Origin of the sequence: Candidatus Endomicrobiellum pyrsonymphae (genome assembly GCF_020328025.1) — a bacterium.
GTDB classification, from domain to species: domain Bacteria; phylum Elusimicrobiota; class Endomicrobiia; order Endomicrobiales; family Endomicrobiaceae; genus Endomicrobiellum; species Endomicrobiellum pyrsonymphae.
This window is the reverse complement of sequence record NZ_JAIXMZ010000014.1, coordinates 1-19,935: the sequence shown is the minus strand read 5'-3', so window position 1 is coordinate 19,935 and position 19,935 is coordinate 1. Positions and strand designations below refer to the sequence as shown.

Here is a 19,935-nt window from a genome sequence, read left to right as displayed (position 1 = left end):
TCTTTGTTTCCTTTACAAAGACTTTCTTTTTTTATTTCGTTATTATCGTATTCCACAAAATGTATATATTTGTTTTTACCAATAAAAAATTCTATTTCAAAAATAGTCGTATTGTACTTTTTATTCAGCTTGTTAGGAAAATACAAAACATCTATTGTTACTTCACGAATAAGTGATTTATAAGTACCAAAAGCGCGAATTATGTTTGTTTTACCGGAAGCATTGGGTCCATATATAGCCATAGATGGAATAAATCTATTTTCTTTATTAATCTCTAAAAATGGAATTTTGGGCAAAGTACAATAATTATTTGGAGCTTTCCCTTCAGCATATGAAAAATCAATCTTCATATCCAATATAGATTTATAGTTCTGAATTCTAAAATAGGATAGCATTTTTATTTTTCTCTTAATATAAACTATAATTTAGCTCATTTATGATAAGTATTGTATGTATTTCAAGAACAAAAATCAATATGTGCAATCTTATTGCATATATTTATTCTAGTGCATGAGGATTTGAGTGGTTACAGCTAGCTGTGGATCTATAAGTCTATCCAACCGTTATCCAACACTTTTGATATATACACTGAGCCATTTTGTTAACACAAAAACTTGACAAATCATATCATATACTCTAAAAGTAAAACTCGTAGGACGTTTTTTTGCCTAAAGGCGTTAATTTTAGTAGTATGAATGTGAGACTGTGTCGTAACTGCAGAAGATTGGCTTAGCGACAGACCAAAATAGGTTTTTATTTCTACTGTTGCATTAGCAACTTGAATCCACCACTAGAGTATAGAATAAAATATCTGAAATGCAAAACAATAGTTTGTGTTGAGGTACTGCAAGAATGACAACTAATAAGACTTCCAATAGGAAAATAGAACAAGAGAATTTTAAAAATGAAAGTTTTCATGACGACAATCCTATAGAAGACGAAAAAGATGATGTCCTCGGAAGATATCAGTTTAGCAAAGATATTGCTTCATCTTTATTGAATTGGAATTCTGATAAAAGTATAGTGGTAGGACTTAATGGAGAATGGGGATCTGGAAAAACTTCAATTATAAATTTAATTAGAAAATGTATTAACGATGATACTGCTGCAACTAAACCAGTAATAATAAATTTTAATCCTTGGATGTTTTCAGAAAGAGATGACAGAATAAGACATTTTTTTGCTGAAATTGAAGGCGCATTCAATTATAAAAATAAGTCAAAAAAATCAAAAGACATAATAGCAAAACTATTAAAAATAGTTGAAACTACTTGTTCAGGTGTTTACACACCACTTATTAGGGCACTTAGGATTTCTTTTGAAGAATCAGCCAATGTATCCATATTAAAAGCAAAAGAAGAACTTAATAGGTATTTGATTGGCAAAAATCGGAAAATCATTGTTTTTGTTGATGATATAGACAGATTAACTAATGAAGAAATACGGGAACTTTTTAGATTGGTTAGGGTCAATACCGATTTTAGCAAAATGATATATGTATTGTCGTTTGACAGGCACATTGTAGAAAAAAGTTTAGAAGTGGATGGCAAAGATTATCTAGATAAAATTGTTCAGGTAAATTTAAATGTTCCGGACATTTCCAAAAAAAAACTCTCTCAATTTTTATCTAAAGAATTAAATAGAGTTTTAGAGAAATTGCCATTGTCCGCGCAAAATTATTTCAATACTGACGATGAAGAAAATAGATGGGAACGTGTTCGTCCTTTATTTGAATATTTCTWWAGAAATATTAGAGATGTTAAAAGATTCATAAATGGATTTGAATTTAACATATATCGAATGTGTAAAAATGATGAAATAGAAATAAATCCTATTGATTTTATTGCCATCGAAGCAATTAGAGTATTTGCTTATGATTTTTATTTGTTTATAGCTAATAATCAGACTTCTTTTGTGGTTGATAAAATTGAATTTTTTATCCATGCAATGTCACAGGAAGAAGAAAAACTTAAAAAAGAAGAAATAAAACTTAAAATTGAAAACGTATTAAAAAATTATACAGATAAATATTGTTGTGCTATTAAGGGTTTGATAGATAAACTGTTTCCATATACCAGCAGTATCTTAACATCGTTGAACACTTATTCCTTGGATGATGAGCCACTGTGGAACAGACAATTAAGAATATGTACCCTACAGTTTTTTAAAGCCTATTTCAATTTTATTCCTGGAGGAGATGAAGGAGAACCAAGTAACTTTGAAATAACTGGAATTCTTAACAGCATCAGTTCCGTAGAAAAATTTAAAGAATCTCTTTGTGAACACATTGAATCAAAAAAAATTATAAATATCATTAAAAGAATTGATGAAAAATTTATCCCTGAAAGTTATGTTAAGAACGCCATAGTCACATTTTTTAGTATATCCGAAGACTTATTTAAAGACCCGCGTAGGGACTCTGATTTTAGCATTAGGATGGCTGTAACTGACATGATAGAGCGATTGTTGTTTATAGAAAAAAGTAAAACAGAAAACTTTAATTTACTAAGGGAACTCATTACAAAGACACAACATTTAAGCCAACAGTTTTTCATGGTAGACAAAATTGGTTCTGCGCTTGCGCTGCCGCCAGATAAAATTATAGAACTTAGGAAGATATGTTGTGATAAAATCAATGATATGCATGAAAAAGATATTGTCAATCATAAAGACTTGGAGTGCATTTTATATACGTGGAAAAAATGGGATAACATCAAGCTCAATGAGTTCATTAATAAAATCTGTAAATGGGATGACATCAAGTTCAATGAGTTCATTAATAAAATCCGTGATGATGAGTTAGCAAGTTTATTTCACAAAAAACGAGCAGAGAACGGCAATATGATGGAGATTTGAGCGATTATATTAATTTGCGAAGTATAAAAGGTAGATTCGATAACATTAAAAAATCTAAAACAAGTTTAATATATTAGTCATAGAGATACTATAGATTTATTCCTTGATGGTTATGAGAATGCAATGTGGTATTTCCCCTATGAATGCGCACGCCTGTAAAACCAGCCACATTTAGAAGCAATGGCAAGTCTTCGTTAAGCCTGTTGCTGTGGTCGACTATTACTTTATGCTTCCCTGTGTTGGTATAAGCATTTGTGTCGATTTACTCGGCTCTAACGTATCGCACAGCGATTTATTGTCTTCAATAATATTGTTATGCTCGTCATACCAGCTAAATTTGAGTCTGCTGATAATATAATTGTCCTTAAAGGCAACTCTCTTTAAGAATAACTTCATTAAAAAACATTATTATAACTTAATGATTTAGCTGAACGAGTTAAGAAAGCAAAAAGTATAGAAGAATTAGACAGAATAGAGGAAGAATGGTATAATAGAAGTATGTGGTCTGTGTTGATAAAGACCTCGATATGGGCAGTCTTTACGGCAATACGTAGCAGTGGCAACAGAAGTAAAAAAATATAAAGGAGTAACAAAATGGCAGATATATCAATAACGGACCCAAGTTACGACGAATGTTTTTTGCTTGCGGCAAAACCACATTTGCAATATTATCAGCATTGGCAGAAGAGTATGTTGCCTAAAAATCAAGATGGTCTAGTAAAGTTCATGTGGCATAAGCCACTTCCTCCAATCGAGGAACATGATTTAGTAATGCACAGGCTTGAGACATATGAAATTGAAGCAAAGCCACAAAAATCCTGTTGTGGTATTGTCGCATTTTCTCTTGAGGAAACGATACTAAAGCAAAATATTGAAATTTTGGGACAACAAGTTGCTGCTCAAGCTATAAACCTTATGGCGAAAAAGATAGTAGGTGGCGGATTGTTGCGCAGGAGAGCTGATAACAATCAGGATTATCAGAAAGATTTGATTATGAATGATAACACTATTAACTCGACAACTGTAATCCAACACGACGATTTAAAAGGCACTACGAATTGGGTGGGCGCAAGAATAACATTTTTTTTACCGCTGACTGACCAATCTTATGGTGCTACAGTAAAGGTTACAGGTCAGAATCATACAGATGGGACTGTAACATTTTCCCCAACGCTTGACAAAGTCCCAGCAAATGGTACTCGCTATAGGATTGTCTCGAATAGAGATTTACTCTCTCATTCGGATGCCGGAGCGAATAAGTTGACGTCAAAAGCTCTAAGATCGGCGGTATATGACTTGTATGCTAACCATGCTGAGCCTATGCAAGATGACAATTGGGTCTGTATAATCGATCCATACAGGAAATACGACTTTATGGACGATAAATCGTGGAATGATGTTAGTACATATCAGGACAAAAAGAATATCTACAATGGTGAAATAGGGAAATGGAGGAATATTCGGTTTGTTGGAGCAACTGACGTTTATAAGGAAACTGTCGCTGGAGAATATACTGGTGATGACGATAATTCAGTCCATTTTGCCACATTGCTCGGAAGAGACGCTTATGGCGTTGTAGATCTTGAAGGTCAAGGCAAGGAGATTATTTGCGTTAAAAAAGGACAGCCTAGCCCGTCGCGTTCCGAAATAGAGTGTGACGTAACGTTTACAACGAAAATACTTAATGCTACCTTTGGTGTAAATATCGCATGCGCAGTCTCTGATTAATAATTAAATATTCGTAAATTAATAGGATATTATCCTACATAATATGGGCGACTACGGAACGCTGTGCCATGAATGGTACAAGGCGTGGCGATATACAAGCTACTATGCTGACGTAGATATTAATATAGGTGCACGCATGATAATAGTTTGGAACGGAATGATATTAAGGATGTTGTATGTTGAAAAAAATAATTATATATCTAATGCTTTGTCTTGAGTTGTCATCGCAAGTTTTTGCGTGGGATGGGTATGATTACGCTTCTAGTTCATGTGTCGAAGTTGAAAAATATAATCTTGTTAGAGAAGGGGAAGATATAGAAATATACGATTATGATACTCATGAATATAAAGATGTTTATGTCCAAAGTATAGAAGGCACAGAACTTGAAGTATATGATTATGATAGTGGCAAAACAAGAACTTTTGATATGGAATAAAGAGAAGACAAACAAATGGATTTAATACAATAGTTTTCCAATGGACGAGTAATGATGTGGTTTGCAAAAAGGAGATTAGCATGAAAACAGCAAACAAGGTAGTTGTGAGAAATGGACAGATAGTATAAGCAGAATTAGCTGTACAATTTTTTTGCGACCAAAAACATAAAGAGGTTGTAGCAGAGCGAGAGAAGAACTCGAAAATATGGGCTGGAAATTTATAGAAAATGAAGCCACAGTTACACCAAGGAAAGAATCTTGGAATTTACCATTTTTAATGAACAATTCATTCAAATTAAACATTCCTTCATCTGCTTGGGTTAATTAACATGGGTATTGTGGAACTATTTAACAAAGTAAGTTGATAAAATTTATAGAAGCAAATGAGTTTTATAAGGAGAGGCAACAAGGAAGCCATGCGACTTATAGAAATAATAAACTTAATGCGACCGTTGTTATCCCTGTTGGAAGAAAAGACGCTCATCCTTATCTCACTCTAAAAGTAAGAAAAACGCTGAAGATAACATACGAAGAAAAAGATTTTTAGTGAGGAACATGACGTTCATTTACAAACTAGGGAAGGTTTATTATGTTGGCTATAGGATTAGCGTTTTAGAAGATGAGAACGGAAACAAAGTAAGAAGACAGGTAGCAGAGCCTATAAGTCCTGACAAGCAAGCTGTGATGTGGTGGGAACGTTCATAGATAAAAAATCTCAAATATATTGAATAAAAAAATCAAGGATTTTTGTGGCATATCTAACCAAGAAAGGTGAGCGATATTATATACGTGAAAGTTATTAAGTTCCAAAACTTGATGATGAAGGACTTCCATTAAAAGACGGTGATGGAAAGATAGTTTATAAAAACAAAATTAAATGGACACCGTCGTCTAAGATAAAGAAACTTTCTGAATTAGAGGCTGCAACAAACTATGGTGTAAAACTTCTGTGAAATCATTTTTTTTCTGCTTGACTGCTGTCTGTGAAAGAACGCTAAATCTTTTCTATGTTTCTATGGGTTTGTTAAATTTATTTTGTATAGACATTAAACTTTATCAAATATCTCCTTCATGTCATCGGGAAGTTCAGCGGTAAAATTTATACTCTTTGACGTGCTTGGATGAGTGAAGGTTATGCTGTGAGCGTGTAGCATTTGTCTTTTATATTCTTTACTATCAATAACTTCAGGACCACCGTATTGTTGGTCGCCAATAACAGGATGGTTTATATATTTCATATGACTTCTTATTTGATGCGTTCTACCTGTAATGATTCTTACCTCTACTAAAGTATATCCGTCTTTTCTTGCAACAACATTAAATTCTGTAATAGCCATCCTTTTTGCCAAAGGATTTACAGATATAAGCTTCCTATTTTGCGGAGACCTTCCAAGCGGAGCTTCTATTCTTCCTTTATTTTCTACAACAATGCCTTTTACTGCAGCATAATACATCTTCTTAACGGCTCGTCTTTGCAGTTGTTTTGAAATACTTATTTTAGCCCTTTCATTTTTTGCAAAAATAATAAGCCCTGAAGTATCTTTGTCAAGCCTGTGTACTAAATAAGGACTATATTTTCCTCCGGAGCGCGCCATTAAGGCGTTAAGCAAAGTACCTGATTCGTGTCCATACGAAGGGTGAACCACGATCCCAGCCTGTTTGTTTACAACAATTATATCATCATCTTCATACACAATATCGAGCTTTATCTTTTCAGGCTGTATTTTGAGTTTTTCTTCTTTTTTAAATTCAAACGTTATAATGTCGCCACGTTTCAATTTATAGCTTGAAAGAACGACCTTATCATTTACAAAAATTTTTTGTTTATCAATAAGCTTTTGAAAATATGAGCGGGAATAATCTTTATATACCAAAGCTAAATAAGAATCAACTCTTTCCATTTCAAACTTTTTGTATTCTATTTTTTCTCGTTCTTGCATATATACAGACTCCGATTATAAACAAAAATATAGACACAGCCTGCGACATAGATAATCCAAAATACCGAATTTCGCGATTATCTCCACGAAAAAATTCAACAATAAATCTTAAAACGGCATAACACATAAAATAAAGAGCTAAAACAGCGCCCGTTTTATGTTCTTTTTTTGAATAAAAATGTAAAAACACAAACAATACAAAATTGCCAAGAGCCTCGTAAATTTGCGTTGGGTGCAAATGCACGCCTATGACAGCTGAAGAATGTCTGTCCTCAAACACAACAGACCACGGAAGATTACTTTCCCTTCCATAGCAACATCCTGAAAAAAAACAGCCGATTCGACCTATAGCATGCCCCAAGGCTAATGCCGGAACAAAAAAATCGACAAGTTCAAATATTTGTATTTTTTTTTCTTTAGCATACATTGTTATAAAAACTAAAGCCATGAGCAACCCGCCGTAGTAAACAAGTCCGCCTTGCCATATTTTAAAAATATCTAAAGGAGCTGACATAAATTCCCGTAAATTTATAAGAACAAAAAGAAATCTTGAACCTATTATTCCAAAAACAATTATGCGTACAACCAAAGAATATAGTTCATCTTGTGAAAACATTCTTTCTTTTGATTTGTTCAACGAATGAGACAGATATAAGATAGTCGCAACAAAACCCAATGCTACGATAACCCCATAGGAAAAGACTGTGATTCCGCAAAAACTGAAGAGAATTGGATGCATTAATTATTGACCTGGTTCCTTTTGATTAACATATCCGCTAGAACAAGACACACCGATACAGAAATGCAAGAATCGGCGATATTAAACGCCGGCCATCTTAGAGAATTAATTCCAAAATCAAGAAAATCCACAACAGCTCCATGGAACAATCTGTCTATAAGATTGCCAAGTCCGCCGGCAACAATTAAACAAAAAGAATATTGTTGAAGTTTGTTAAGTTTGTTCCAATTTTTATAAAGCCACAAGGACAACCCTGACAAAAGCAAAGATACAAAAATAAAAAACAATGTATTTCTGCCCTGCCCCTGAAATATACCGAAAGCCGTTCCTGTATTACGAATATTGGTAATACTAAAGAAATCATACATGGAAACAACATTTACCGTATCCCCAAAACTCACAAAACTATTCACAAGATACTTTGTGAGCTGATCTAAAACAAGCATACTAATAGCGACAATTAACGTTTTTTTCACTTATTTAACGACCTCTTCGCATCTTGGACACAAATCATTCTTTATGCCATCTATATGTCTCCAACATCTTGCGCATTTTTTATATTCTGATTTGACAGCGTTTACAATTAATTCATCTTCTCTATCGGTAGCTTTACATTTTATGTCCCAGCTTCCCAAAGTTAAATTAACAAGTTTTAAATCTTTAAAAAATTCATTATATTTTGTTCCGTACGTTATATCCGATGAAGCTTCAAGATTAGAACCTATGATTTTATCTTGCCTTAATTTTTCATAAACCGCCGAAACTTCTCTTCTTACTTCAAGGGCCTTTTCCCATTTTTCAAGTATTTCCGCGTGAAGAATATATTTGCTGTTGATTACAGGGAATTCTGCAAGAAAAACAGACTGTGGAAATTCCGGCGACATCTTTCTTACCTCTTTCCAAGCCTCTTCCGAAGTAAACGAAAGTATTGGGGATATAAGCCTTATTATAACTGAACAAATTTCAAACATCGCTGACTGAGCGCTTATTCTTTCTTTGCTGTCTTTTTTATCGCAATACAAAGTATCTTTTAATGCGTCCAAATAAAAACCGCTCAAAAAAACCGTACAGAAATTATTTATAGCGGTAGCAGCTTTATGAAACTCGTAACTTTCATAGGCAGCCACAGTACTTGATATAAGTTGTTGGAGTCTGCTTAACGCATACCTATCTATTTCCTGCATATCTTTAAAAGATGTGGTATTTTTTAAATCAAAATCACCAACATTGCCCAGCAAAAATCTTATCGTATTTCTTATCTTTCTATAGGTATCAATTAAGCCTTTTATAATCTCGTCCGATATTCTTATGTCTTCTCTATAATCGCTTGAGGCTATCCAAAGACGGACAACATCCGCTCCATATTTGTTTATCAATTGTTCGCTTGAAATAACATTGCCAACAGATTTAGACATTTTTTTACCTTGTCCGTCAACAACAAAGCCGTGCGTCAAAACATTTTTATAAGGCGCTTTCCCCTTTAATGCGACAGATGAAATCATAGAAGTTTGAAACCAACCGCGATGCTGATCCTTACCTTCAAGATATAGATCAGCGGGAAACTCTAAATCTTTATAGTTTCCGCTTGCCAAAACAGCTTCGTGAGAAACTCCTGAATCAAACCATACGTCCAATATATCTTCTTCTTTTTTAAAGCTCGTGGCATGACATGAAGCGCATCTTGCGTTAACATCTTTTAAAAGTTCTTCCTCTGTCATTTCAAACCACGAATCAGATCCCTTTTCGCCAAACAAAGCCGATATTTGCTCTATAATTTTGATATCAAGTAATGGTTCGCCACATTCTTTACAATAGAATACTGGGATAGGAACGCCCCACAAACGCTGACGGCTCAAACACCAATCCGGACGATTTTCCAACATAGAATTTATCATATTTTCGCCATATTTTGGAATCCAATTAACATTTTTCACAGAATCCAACAGTTTTTTCTTTAAATCATCGTGTTCTATAGATAAAAACCACTGTGGAGTAGCTCTAAAAATTATAGGTTTTTTACATCTCCAACAATGCGGATATGAATGGTCTAATTTTAGTCTAGCAAGGATTTTACCTTCTTTTTCAAGTTTTTCTATTATCATAGGGACTGCTTTAAAAATATTAACGTTCTCAAATTCAGGAACTTCTTTTGTAAACAACCCCCTACCGTTAACAGGAGAAACAATTTCCAAACCATATTCCAACCCTGCCTGATAATCCTCAGGACCATGTCCGGGCGCAACATGAACGATACCTGTACCATCCTCCATGCTTACAAATTTAGCGACAATACCCTGGCTCTGTCTGTTTGCAATCAACGGGTTTTGGCACTTCATGTTTACAAAATCAAGTCCTTGGACTCCAAAAACCACATCATAATTTACAGCTTTTATTTTTTTCTTAACATTTTCAAGCAAAGCTTTTGCAACAATAAGTCTCTCTTCTCTTGCATCTTCGTACTTATAAACAACAGCAACATATTCAGAAGCGCCGTTAAACGCCAAAGCAACATTTGCAGGAAGCGTCCACGGAGTTGTTGTCCATATCAAAACAGAGAAATCTCTCAATACAGACTCTTTTGTCTTAAGAAGTACCGGAAGAGACAATATCTGAAACTTTACAAAAATAGACTCGGAAGCGTGATCCGCATACTCTACTTCAGCATCTGCCATAGCGGTTTCGCAAGTAGGACACCAGTGAACAGGCTTTTTTCTCCTATGGATAAACCCCTCTTTTACCAAACCGCCAAAAACTTTTATCACGGATGCTTCGTATTTCTTGTCAAGAGTAAGATACGGATTATCCCAATCGGCTATAACGCCAAGTCTCTTAAATTCAACTTTTTGTATTTCAACAAACTTTTTTGCAAAATCTGCGGCTTGCCTTCTGAAAACGACATTGTTCACATTATTTTTGTCTATTTTAAGTTCTTTTAAAGCAATTTGCTCAATAGGCAAACCGTGACAATCCCAGCCGGGAGTAAATGGCGCATAGTTGCCAGACATAGAACGATACTTTACAATAAAATCTTTTAAAACTTTATTGAGACCCGTTCCTATGTGTATATGAGCGTTTGCGTACGGAGGACCATCGTGAAAAACAAATTTTTCTTTGTCTTTATTTTTTTCGCATAACTTAACATAAAGCCGCTCTTTGTCCCACTCTTCAACAAAGGAAGGTTCTCTTTGGGACAAATTAGCTTTCATCTGAAAATCTGTTTTCGGGAGATTGACTGTTTTTGAATAATCTTTTCCTTCGCCCATTTTCACTTATCCTTAAAAATTATAATTTACGGAATTGTATCTAAAACTTCATCGAGAGCTTCTTCTGAACGTCCTGTAATTTCAATGGTTTTCTCTCTGCCACGTTCGCCTTTTCGTAAAAAAATCATCGATCTTTTTACATCAAAGAAATCAGATAAAAAATTACATAACTCTTCGTTTGCTTTACCTTCAACTGCAGGAGCTACAATCTTTACTCTTAGGATAGAACCAACTCTGCTCACAACTTCACTTCTCTTTGAGTTGGGTATTACTCTTACCTTAATAATCATGTCAATTCTCCCTTAAGGGTAATATTATTATTTACTTAGCTCTTTAGATCTTTCAGTCGCTTGCTCCATGGCTTTGAATACAATGTCCGAAAGATTTTGCGACTCAAAATACTTTAATGCCGCTTCTGTTGTACCGTTTGGAGATTTTACTTTTTCTTTCAACATCCTGGCAGATTCTTTTGTTATATCAAGCATTTTGCCCGATCCATATACAGTTTGAACAGCGAATGCTTTTGCAATTTCTTTACTCAAGCCAAGCTTTTCGGCAGCTTTTTGCATAAGTTCACAAAAATAAAATATATACGCGGGACCGGAACCGGACAAAGCTGTAATAGCATCAAAATGTTTTTCCTCAAGAATTTCTGCTTTTCCTATAGAAGAAAATAAACTTTTTGCTTTTTGAAGTTGCTCATCCAAAACAAATCTGCCTCTGCACACAGCCGTAGAACCGGAACGCACAAGAGCCGGCGTATTTGGCATCGCCCTTACAACAGCTACCTCTTTTTGAATACTGTCTTCAATAAATCTAGTTGTTATTCCTGCCGCAATGGAAATAACAATAGCTTTTCTTTTTACAAAATTTCTTATTTCATCAAACACTTTAGGCATATTCTGAGGTTTTATTGAAAGAAAAATTATATCGGCGCCTATTATAGCTTCACCCTTATCTTCAGCAATTGAAACGCCAAATTTTTGTTGAAGATTTAATACTTTTTCTTTAACCACATCATTGCAAACAATATTTCCGGCTTTAACAAGTTTTGCTTCTAACAATCCGCTTATAATAGCTTGAGCCATATTCCCTGAACCGATAAAAAAAAGTTTTTTACTTATTTCCATAATTTCTTTCCCCAAATATTGCCGAACCAATTCTCACCATAGTGGAACCTTCTTCAACAGCAATTTTATAGTCGCCGGACATGCCCATAGACAAAACATCAAAACTCGGTTTATCAAAAGATTTTTTTATATCTTCAAATAAATTATATACTTGTTTAAAATAAGGTCTAGAATCTTCATGGTTTTGGCTGTAAGGGGTTATAATCATCAATCCTCTAACTAAAACGTTTGGAAACGCCTGACATTGTTTGTAAAATTCTTTAGCGTCTTGAGGACTGACGCCTGTTTTTGAAGGTTCAAGAGAAACTTTGACTTCTATAAGACAATGTTGTACTTTACCACTGCTTGCCGCACAACGATTTATATCTTCGGCAAGTTTTATGCTATCCAAGGAATGTATCAAATCAAAATTTTCTACTGCTTTTTTTGCTTTATTTGACTGCAAGCGCCCTATGAAATGCTTTGTCACACCAGCAAGAGACGCGCCAAGCTGCTCAAATTTAGGCAATGCTTCCTGTATTTTACTCTCCCCTATGTGTTTTATCGCACATTTTAAAGCTTCAGAAACATCTTGACAAGAAAAAGTCTTAGTTACCGCAATAATATCAACGGCAACAGAAGCATTTTTGATTGAATTTATAGTGTCTTTAATGAATTCTATGTTTTCGCAAATATTTCTCATTTTTTTAACATGGACGTAGGTACAATTATAGCATATTTTTTGCTCAGAAAAAAACGCGTAGCATAACTTTCTTCGTTATATCTGCGCGCTTATGTACTACTTATGCAAGGCAACAACACTTACATAAAAATGGACGACGTATAATCGACTACATACATTTCTTTTTAAATTCCAAAGAATCTTTGTCTTTCTTTGGACAATCTACGATAACGTTATCCATTTCTTTGAATTCTCCTGAAATAAGTTTTGAAGAAAGAGGATTTGATAAATACGTTTGTATTGCTCTTTTTAATGGTCTTGCGCCAAAAGCAGGATCATACCCTTTTGCAGAAATAAAATCTTTTGCTTTATCTGTCAGTTCTATATGTATTTTCCTTGCCGTAAGACGCTCTTCAAACGACTTAATTTGTATGTCTATAATTTTATTTAATTGTTGTTCGTTTAAATTTTTAAATATTATTATTTCGTCTATTCTGTTTAAAAATTCTGGTCTGAAAAAGTTATGAAGTTCTCGTACGACTTTGGTTTTCATATCTTCATAATTATCATTGCCATGAATATATTGCGACCCTATATTTGATGTCATAATTACAACAGTATTTTTAAAATCGACTGTTCTGCCTTGTCCATCCGTAAGTCTGCCGTCATCGAGCAACTGAAGCATGACATTAAATACTTCAGGATTTGCTTTTTCAGCCTCGTCAAACAAAACAACACAGTATGGTCTTCTTCTCACAGCTTCCGTCAACTGCCCCCCTTCTTCAAAACCAACATATCCAGGAGACGCGCCTATTAAACGAGAAACACTGTGTTTTTCCATATATTCCGACATATCAATTCTTACTATATTTTTTTCATCATCAAATAGAAGCTCGGCAAGAGCTTTTGCAAGTTCAGTTTTTCCAACGCCTGTAGGTCCCAAAAATAAAAACGAGCCTATGGGGCTATTTGGATCTGAAAGACCAGAGCGTGAACGACGCACAGCGTTTGCAATTGCGGTTATAGCTTCTTCTTGACCAACAACTCTTTCATGCAGTTTATCTTCCATTTTAAGAAGTTTCTGCATTTCGCCTTCCATCATACGCGTAACTGGTATGCCAGTCCATTTACTTACAACTTCAGCAATGTCTTCTTCATCAACCTCCTCTTTTAACATCTTTTTTTCTTTTTGCAATTTAAGAAGTTTCTTGTTTTCTTCTTCAAGGTGTTTTTTCATTTGAGGGATCTTTCCGTAACGAATTTCCGCAACAGCATTTAAATCGCCAGATCTTTCTAACCTTTGTTCTTCAATTTTCGTGTTTTCAATTTCTTCTTTAWGTTGTCTTATTTCTGAAATTGACGATTTCTCTTTTTCCCAATGCGCCTTCATGCCAGCAAAATCATGCTTTAGTTTATCGATTTCTTTTTCCATATTTGCAAGACGCTCTTTTGACAAGGCATCAGTCTCTTTTTTTACACCCTGCTTCTCAATTTCAAGTTGCCTCAATCTACGTTCTACAGCGTCAAGCTCAGTAGGCATAGAATCTATTTCTATTCTCAATTTGCTTGCAGACTCGTCAACCAAATCTATTGCTTTATCAGGAAGATATCTGTCGGTTATATATCTTGCGCTAAGCGTTGCCGCTGCAACTAACGCTGAATCCTTTATTTTTACGCCGTGATGCACTTCGTATTTTTCTTTTATTCCTCTTAAAATTGCAATGGTATCCTCAACGGACGGTTCACCGGCAAATACGGGCTGAAAACGTCTTTCTAAAGCCGCGTCTTTTTCAATATACTTTCTATACTCGTCAAGCGTTGTAGCTCCAACAAGTTTAAGTTCGCCGCGCGCAAGCATAGGCTTTAGCATATTGGCAGCGTCAACAGCTCCTTCGGCAGAGCCTGCGCCAACTATGGTATGCAATTCGTCGATAAAAAGAATTATTCTTCCTTGGGCAGACTGAATTTCTTTGAGAACCGCTTTAAGTCTATCCTCAAATTCCCCCCTATATTTTGCGCCGGCTATCAAAGCTCCCAAATCTAAAGCTATTACCTTTTTATCTTTTAAACTCTCAGGAATATCGCCCGAAATTATACGTTGCGCCAATCCTTCCACTATTGCAGTTTTGCCTACGCCGGGTTCGCCGATTATGACAGGATTATTTTTCGTTCTTCTTGATAAAACTTGAACACATCTGCGTATTTCTTCGTCTCTTCCTATAACGGGATCAAGTTTTCCACGCTTTGCCAAATCAGTTAAATTTCTTCCATACTTTTCCAAGGCCTGATACTTATCCTCTGGATTTTGATCTGTAACTCTTTGTTCGCCTCTTATATTGACGAGCATTTTTAAAATAACATCTCTCGTAAGTCCATATTTCTTTAATATTTTCGCAGCATTTTCAGAACTCTCTTCAGCTATGGTGATAAGAATATGCTCCGTTGAAACAAATTCATCCTTTAAATTTTTAGCATTTTTTTCTGCATTATTTAAAATCTTTGTTGAAACTTGCGACAGAAATAAATTGCCGCCTATTACTTTTGTTTTCTTTTCAATATCTGAAAGCAAGTCCTTTGATATATTTGCAAACAACATATCTTCTTGATCTGTTGCCGCAAATTTTTTTATTATCGCGCCAACTGTACCATCTTGCTGTTTAACTAAAGCGCATAAAAGATGCTCAGGAGTAATTTCTTGGTTGCCATATTCTAACGCTATATTTTGCGCGCTAGCTAAAGCCTCTTGCGATTTGATTGTAAGATTCATGTTGTGTTCTCCTGCAAATATATAATTTTATGATTCTCAATATTATGGATTACAACTCAAGGCGCTAATTTTTTCTTCTAGAGGCGATTATACTAAAAAATACTGCTATTTAAACATATAAAATCCTAATCGCGACAAGAATTGCTGTAAATACGAAATAGTATCTTTGTTAATCACAACTTTTTTCAATTTAAAGGCGCAATATTTGCCAGCTATAAACTCTATTATTTGAGAATAGTCAGCTACAAGTTTTACAATATTAGATTGTGAAAAATCTGCATTCTTAGAGAAATATAAATATATGTAGTTGTTATCTTCAGATATTCTTTCAATATTAAGTTTTTTGCCTTCCAATCTCAATTTTGTTATTTCAAACAACGTATGAGTTTCGTTAGGAATTTTTCCGAAACGATCTAGCAATTCATTTTTTATATTTTCTATAGATTGTATATCATTGGCATTAGAAAGCTTCCTGTAAAACAAAATTCTTATATTTTCATCTTCAATATATGTGTTTGGGATTAAAGCATTATTTTGCAAACATATTGTTGTATCATTTTGTTCCTGTACGAATTTATCACCTTTAATCTTTTTGCCTTCTTCTTCAAGGAGTTTGGCAAACATATCATAACCCATATCTTTTACAAAACCATGCTGACTTGAAGAAAGTATGCCTCCGGCTCCTCTTATCTCCAAATCTTTAAGAGCAAGTTTAAAACCTGAACCCAATTCGCTAAACTCTCTCATTGCTTCAAGTCTTTTAGCAGCTTCGTCGCTTAAAGCGTTGTTTTTATAGAATAAATAACAATATGCTTTTTTTCTGTCTCTCCCTATTCTTCCTCTTAATTGATAAAGCTGCGACAACCCAAAATTTTCCGCTTCTTCAATTATCATCGTATTGACTGACGGAATATCCAATCCGGATTCAATTATTGTAGTGGCAAATAAAACATCTAATTCCAAATTTATAAATTTCCACATAATATTTTCAATGTCTTTCGCTTTCATCTGTCCGTGTATAACGCCAAGTTTGATATTAGGCGCAAGTTTTTTAATTTCTTTTGCTTTTGTCAAAATTGTTTCAACTTTGTTATAAACATAAAAAACTTGCCCATTTCTAGACACTTCAGCTTCAATAATATCTTTAACTAGCTTATCGCTATACAATGCAAGATTTGTTTCTATCGGCAGTTTTCCAAAAGGGGGCGTTTCTATTAACGACAAATCTCTAAATCCTGCCAATGCCGATGACAACGTTCTCGGGATTGGCGTTGCCGAAAGCATCAAAATATCTATATTTTTCTTCATAGATTTAATTTTCTCTTTCTGCTTTACGCCAAACTTATGCTCCTCATCGATGATCAATAATCCTAAATTTTTAAACTGCACGTCTTTCTGCAAAAGCCTGTGAGTGGCTACAATAATATTGATATTACCTTTTTCTAAATCGTGCGTTATTTCTTTTTGTTTTGCTTTAGTTTGAAATCTACTAAGTATGGCAACTTTTGTTGGAAAAATAGAAAGTCTGTTGTAAAAAGTGTTGTAATGCTGTTGAGCTAAAACTGTAGTGGGTACCAACACTGCAACCTGCATTCCTTCTTGCGCTACTTTAAACGCAGCCCGTATTGCAACCTCAGTTTTACCGTAACCTACATCGCCACAGATAAGTCTTTCCATAGGATAAGGTTTATAAAAATCACTCCTTATATCTTCTATTGCTTTAAGTTGATCCAAAGTTTCATCGTAAGGGAATGCATCTGCAAGCTCTTTTTCCCAAGGAGTTTCCTGTCCAAAAGGATTTCTTCTAACTAAACTTCTTTGCGTGTAAAGTTTTAGAAGTTCCTTCGCAAATGCAGCGACTGCTTCACGCGCTCTTGATTTTACTCTTTCCCAAGCTAAGGTATCCATAGAATACAATTTGGGTTTAACACCCTCAACGCCAACATATTTTGTTACTGTTTTTATTTCTTCGAGCGGAACGTATAACTTGTCTGCATTTTTGTATTCTACGCACAAATACTCTGAAGTGTTACCCTCTCGCGAAATTGTTTTCAATCCTATATAGCGTCCTATTCCATATTTTTCATGGACTACATAATCACCGGCGGATATTTCCCAAACTCCCTCTAAACGCTTCCCTCCTTTTATTTTTGGAAAACTGACAGGCTTTTTCTTATAGAGCATTTCACGACTTGAAATACATGCAATTTTTTTACTTTCTAACCAAAATCCTTGCGACAAATTTCCATATAAAAATTCAGGTTCTTTATAATTCCAACGATTTTCGTAAAAAATGTCTATAACACGTTCGCGCTCGCCCTCATTTGCGCAATAAATTTTTATTGTAACTCCGTTTTCAGCAAAGCTTTTAAGCGACTTTATAAAAAAGTTAATGTCGCCTTGAAAACCTGCAAAACTTTTATACTCTTGATATTGGGATCTTTCATTTAATGTATCGTTAATAAAAAGATTGTATCGCTCGAAAGACTTCTCCATCTCTTTGTCGATGGGATAATCAAAATACAAAATTGTATTAGACTCTTGAGAAAAACTCTTAAGGGTTACATCTGAAGAGCTTTCAAAATAATCTTTAATTGTGAAGTTGCGCTCCGAAAGACTAACAGGCAATATTTTAATATCATCAATAAAAGCGTTCGAAAGCTGGCTCTCTTGATTAAAGACTCTTATTGCGCCAATTGAATCATACTCAAAAAGAATTCTAACAGGAGCTTCGCTTGCCGCAGGCCAAACATCTATAATGTCGCCTCTTACGGCAAATTGCATTTTATCTTCAACAAAACTTGTCCTCGTATAACCAAAAGAATAGAATGATAGAATTAAATTATTAAAATCACATTTTTGATTTTTAACTACAGTAATACCAATGTTTGTTTTTGGATTTGAAACCTGAGAATTAATTGAAATGTCAGTTGCGCAGATAATAAAATTTTTTAAATTTTTTATTTTATCTATCGTAAAAGCCCTTTGTTGCGCATCATCGGAAGGTAGCGTAAATATGTTGGGAGTTGATTTAGTTGCAGAAGAAGTTTTTGGATGTTGTTGCGAATCAGAACAAAAAGAATGTAAATCATCGCAAAACGAACTAAGCTCGTCGTCTTTGACAAAAGCAAAGACCCGCAAACCCAAATTTTTATCGGAGCTAATCTCTTGTATTTCAGACATACGCTCAAACAAATAATGGGCTTTACCGCTACCGCCAATTCCTGATAGATATGTTTTGCTCAAAGTCGCAACCTTTTCACGCAATAAAAACAAACCATGTCTGATAGACGAAGATCATACCATTTGTGCGGTTATTCTCTACTTTGAGTCGCCATTTGTCTATTTAATTTTAACGTTAATGTCACTCGCATCTTTTTTAACTGCTTCGTTATTGTGATATATCAATTTTAATGCTTCGTTGCGATACATCCATTCTAAGTTATACTTAGCTTTAGCATTTCCTCAAAAAATTGCTCCCGATACTTTGTATGTTCACTCATCCATTCTAAGTTATACTCAGCTTTAGCATTTCCCTGTGCCGCTGATTTTAGATACCATTTAATCGCTTCCTTATAATCCTGCGCGACTCCGAGACCTAAGTGATACATCACTCCAAGCCCATACTGGGCCCCTGCATGTCCTTGGTCCGCTGATTTTTGAAACCATTTCAATGCTTCCTTATAATCCTGCGCGACTCCGAGACCTAAGTTATACATTCGACCCAGATTATACTGAGCCGTTGCATCTCCTTGGTCCGCTGCTTTTTGATACCACTTTACTGCTTCGTTATAATTTTGTTGAACTCCTTCTCCACTATAATATATCCCTCCAAGCCCACACTGAGCCAGTGCAAGTTCTTGGTCCGCCGCTTTTTTAAGCCAGTTAAACGCCTCAGTATAATTTTGTTGAACTCCTTCTCCACTGTAATACATCACTCCAAGCCCCAACTGAGCTAGTGCAAGTCTTTGGTCCGCTGATTTTTGATACCATTTCAATGCTTCCTTATAATCCTGCGCGACTCCGAGACCTAAGTTATACATTCGACCCAGATTATACTGAGCCCCTGCAAGTCCTTGGTCCGCCGCTTTTTCAAACCAGTTAAATGCCTCAGTATAATTTTGTTGAACTCCGTCTCCATTTGCATACATCACTCCCAGATTATACTGAGGCATTTAACTGGTTTGAAAAAGCGGCAGACCAAGGACTTGCAGGGGCTCAGTATAATCTGGGTCGAATGTATAACTTAGGTCTCGGAGTCGCGCAGGATTATACTGAGCCCCTGCAAGTCCTTGGTCCGCCGCTTTTTCAAACCAGTTAAATGCCTCAGTATAATCTGGGAGTGATGTATGCAAATGGAGACGGAGTTCAACAAAATTATACTGAGGCATTTAACTGGTTCATTTAACTGGTT

General features: G+C 35.0%; 19 protein-coding genes. 7 read left to right on the top strand and 12 right to left on the bottom strand.

Translation table 11 applies throughout. The features are described 5' to 3' along the window. On the bottom strand, positions 1-395 hold a 395-nt coding region (locus tag LE180_RS02435), incomplete at its 3' end, for an ATP/GTP-binding protein (RefSeq protein ID WP_374133897.1). Positions 396-852: 457 nt separating this feature from the next. Between LE180_RS02435 and LE180_RS02430 the strand changes: the two genes are divergently transcribed. Beyond that, entirely contained in the window at positions 853-2,856 is a 2,004-nt protein-coding gene (locus tag LE180_RS02430) for a P-loop NTPase fold protein (RefSeq protein WP_374133896.1), read from the top strand. 219 nt (positions 2,857-3,075) lie between these two features. On the opposite strand, the gene LE180_RS02425 is transcribed toward LE180_RS02430, so the two are convergent. After that, positions 3,076-3,252, bottom strand: coding sequence for a hypothetical protein (locus tag LE180_RS02425; protein ID WP_374133895.1), 177 nt, complete (start codon positions 3,250-3,252; stop codon positions 3,076-3,078). Between the two features lie 198 nt (positions 3,253-3,450). Here LE180_RS02425 and LE180_RS02420 point away from each other — a divergent pair, with 198 nt between their 5' ends. From LE180_RS02420 to LE180_RS02405, 4 genes are all read left to right on the top strand, one after another. After that, positions 3,451-4,584: a N4-gp56 family major capsid protein gene (locus LE180_RS02420; RefSeq protein ID WP_374133894.1), complete on the top strand. Its 1,134-nt coding sequence runs from the start codon at positions 3,451-3,453 to the stop codon at positions 4,582-4,584. A 176-nt stretch (positions 4,585-4,760) separates the two neighbouring features. After that, on the top strand, positions 4,761-5,021 hold the full coding sequence (locus LE180_RS02415) for a DUF5334 family protein (protein WP_374133893.1): 261 nt from the start codon (positions 4,761-4,763) through the stop codon (positions 5,019-5,021). A gap of 361 nt (positions 5,022-5,382) precedes the next feature. Next, positions 5,383-5,568: a type II toxin-antitoxin system HicA family toxin gene (locus LE180_RS02410; protein WP_374133892.1), complete on the top strand. Its 186-nt coding sequence runs from the start codon at positions 5,383-5,385 to the stop codon at positions 5,566-5,568. A gap of 8 nt (positions 5,569-5,576) precedes the next feature. Further along, positions 5,577-5,726 carry a hypothetical protein gene (locus LE180_RS02405; RefSeq protein WP_374133891.1) on the top strand — a complete coding sequence of 50 codons (150 nt, stop codon included), beginning with the start codon at positions 5,577-5,579 and terminating at the stop codon, positions 5,724-5,726. Positions 5,727-6,067: 341 nt separating this feature from the next. Here LE180_RS02405 and LE180_RS02400 read toward each other — a convergent pair whose 3' ends face one another. From LE180_RS02400 to LE180_RS02355, 10 genes are all read right to left on the bottom strand, one after another. Further along, positions 6,068-6,961: an RluA family pseudouridine synthase gene (locus LE180_RS02400; protein ID WP_374133890.1), complete on the bottom strand. Its 894-nt coding sequence runs from the start codon at positions 6,959-6,961 to the stop codon at positions 6,068-6,070. Beyond that, a complete protein-coding gene (gene lgt, locus LE180_RS02395; protein ID WP_374133889.1) occupies positions 6,924-7,700 on the bottom strand; it encodes a prolipoprotein diacylglyceryl transferase in 777 nt (258 codons plus the stop codon). The genes LE180_RS02400 and lgt overlap by 38 nt, the downstream gene beginning before the upstream one ends. After that, positions 7,700-8,176 carry a signal peptidase II gene (lspA, locus tag LE180_RS02390; RefSeq protein WP_374133888.1) on the bottom strand — a complete coding sequence of 159 codons (477 nt, stop codon included), beginning with the start codon at positions 8,174-8,176 and terminating at the stop codon, positions 7,700-7,702. The genes lgt and lspA overlap by 1 nt, the downstream gene beginning before the upstream one ends. Then, positions 8,177-10,963 carry an isoleucine--tRNA ligase gene (gene ileS, locus LE180_RS02385; protein WP_374133887.1) on the bottom strand — a complete coding sequence of 929 codons (2,787 nt, stop codon included), beginning with the start codon at positions 10,961-10,963 and terminating at the stop codon, positions 8,177-8,179. Between the two features lie 26 nt (positions 10,964-10,989). Beyond that, positions 10,990-11,253, bottom strand: a complete 264-nt coding sequence (locus tag LE180_RS02380; RefSeq protein WP_374133886.1) for a DUF167 domain-containing protein — start codon at positions 11,251-11,253, stop codon at positions 10,990-10,992. A 27-nt stretch (positions 11,254-11,280) separates the two neighbouring features. Next, positions 11,281-12,093: a pyrroline-5-carboxylate reductase gene (gene proC / locus LE180_RS02375; protein ID WP_374133885.1), complete on the bottom strand. Its 813-nt coding sequence runs from the start codon at positions 12,091-12,093 to the stop codon at positions 11,281-11,283. Next, complete coding sequence (locus LE180_RS02370) at positions 12,080-12,775, bottom strand: YggS family pyridoxal phosphate-dependent enzyme (RefSeq protein WP_374133884.1); 696 nt, start codon at positions 12,773-12,775, stop codon at positions 12,080-12,082. Before LE180_RS02370 ends, proC begins: the two co-directional genes overlap by 14 nt. 148 nt (positions 12,776-12,923) lie before the next feature. Next, entirely contained in the window at positions 12,924-15,521 is a 2,598-nt protein-coding gene (gene clpB, locus LE180_RS02365; RefSeq protein ID WP_374133883.1) for an ATP-dependent chaperone ClpB, read from the bottom strand. 105 nt (positions 15,522-15,626) lie between these two features. Then, positions 15,627-18,767, bottom strand: a complete 3,141-nt coding sequence (mfd, locus tag LE180_RS02360; protein ID WP_374133882.1) for a transcription-repair coupling factor — start codon at positions 18,765-18,767, stop codon at positions 15,627-15,629. A 191-nt stretch (positions 18,768-18,958) separates the two neighbouring features. Next, positions 18,959-19,696, bottom strand: coding sequence for a tetratricopeptide repeat protein (locus tag LE180_RS02355; protein WP_374133881.1), 738 nt, complete (start codon positions 19,694-19,696; stop codon positions 18,959-18,961). On the opposite strand from LE180_RS02355, the gene LE180_RS02350 reads away from it, so the two are divergent. Next, complete coding sequence (locus LE180_RS02350; RefSeq protein WP_374133880.1) at positions 19,627-19,842, top strand: tetratricopeptide repeat protein; 216 nt, start codon at positions 19,627-19,629, stop codon at positions 19,840-19,842. The genes LE180_RS02355 and LE180_RS02350 overlap by 70 nt on opposite strands. Then, positions 19,843-19,929: a hypothetical protein gene (locus LE180_RS02345; RefSeq protein ID WP_374133898.1), complete on the top strand. Its 87-nt coding sequence runs from the start codon at positions 19,843-19,845 to the stop codon at positions 19,927-19,929. Positions 19,930-19,935 lie beyond the last annotated feature (6 nt).

What these genes read in the sequence shown, in the direction of transcription:
- LE180_RS02370 (WP_374133884.1), bottom strand. Translation starts at nt 12,775, where the DNA reads ATGAGAAATATTTGCGAAAACATAGAATTCATTAAAGACACTATAAAT.
- LE180_RS02355 (WP_374133881.1), bottom strand. Translation starts at nt 19,696, where the DNA reads ATGCCTCAGTATAATCTGGGAGTGATGTATGCAAATGGAGACGGAGTT.
- LE180_RS02345 (WP_374133898.1), top strand. Translation starts at nt 19,843, where the DNA reads ATGCCTCAGTATAATCTGGGAGTGATGTATGCAAATGGAGACGGAGTT.
- ileS (WP_374133887.1), bottom strand. Translation starts at nt 10,963, where the DNA reads ATGGGCGAAGGAAAAGATTATTCAAAAACAGTCAATCTCCCGAAAACA.
- proC (WP_374133885.1), bottom strand. Translation starts at nt 12,093, where the DNA reads ATGGAAATAAGTAAAAAACTTTTTTTTATCGGTTCAGGGAATATGGCT.
- LE180_RS02420 (WP_374133894.1), top strand. Translation starts at nt 3,451, where the DNA reads ATGGCAGATATATCAATAACGGACCCAAGTTACGACGAATGTTTTTTG.
- LE180_RS02405 (WP_374133891.1), top strand. Translation starts at nt 5,577, where the DNA reads ATGACGTTCATTTACAAACTAGGGAAGGTTTATTATGTTGGCTATAGG.
- LE180_RS02350 (WP_374133880.1), top strand. Translation starts at nt 19,627, where the DNA reads ATGCCTCAGTATAATTTTGTTGAACTCCGTCTCCATTTGCATACATCA.
- lgt (WP_374133889.1), bottom strand. Translation starts at nt 7,700, where the DNA reads ATGCATCCAATTCTCTTCAGTTTTTGCGGAATCACAGTCTTTTCCTAT.
- LE180_RS02380 (WP_374133886.1), bottom strand. Translation starts at nt 11,253, where the DNA reads ATGATTATTAAGGTAAGAGTAATACCCAACTCAAAGAGAAGTGAAGTT.
- LE180_RS02400 (WP_374133890.1), bottom strand. Translation starts at nt 6,961, where the DNA reads ATGCAAGAACGAGAAAAAATAGAATACAAAAAGTTTGAAATGGAAAGA.
- LE180_RS02415 (WP_374133893.1), top strand. Translation starts at nt 4,761, where the DNA reads ATGTTGAAAAAAATAATTATATATCTAATGCTTTGTCTTGAGTTGTCA.
- LE180_RS02425 (WP_374133895.1), bottom strand. Translation starts at nt 3,252, where the DNA reads ATGAAGTTATTCTTAAAGAGAGTTGCCTTTAAGGACAATTATATTATC.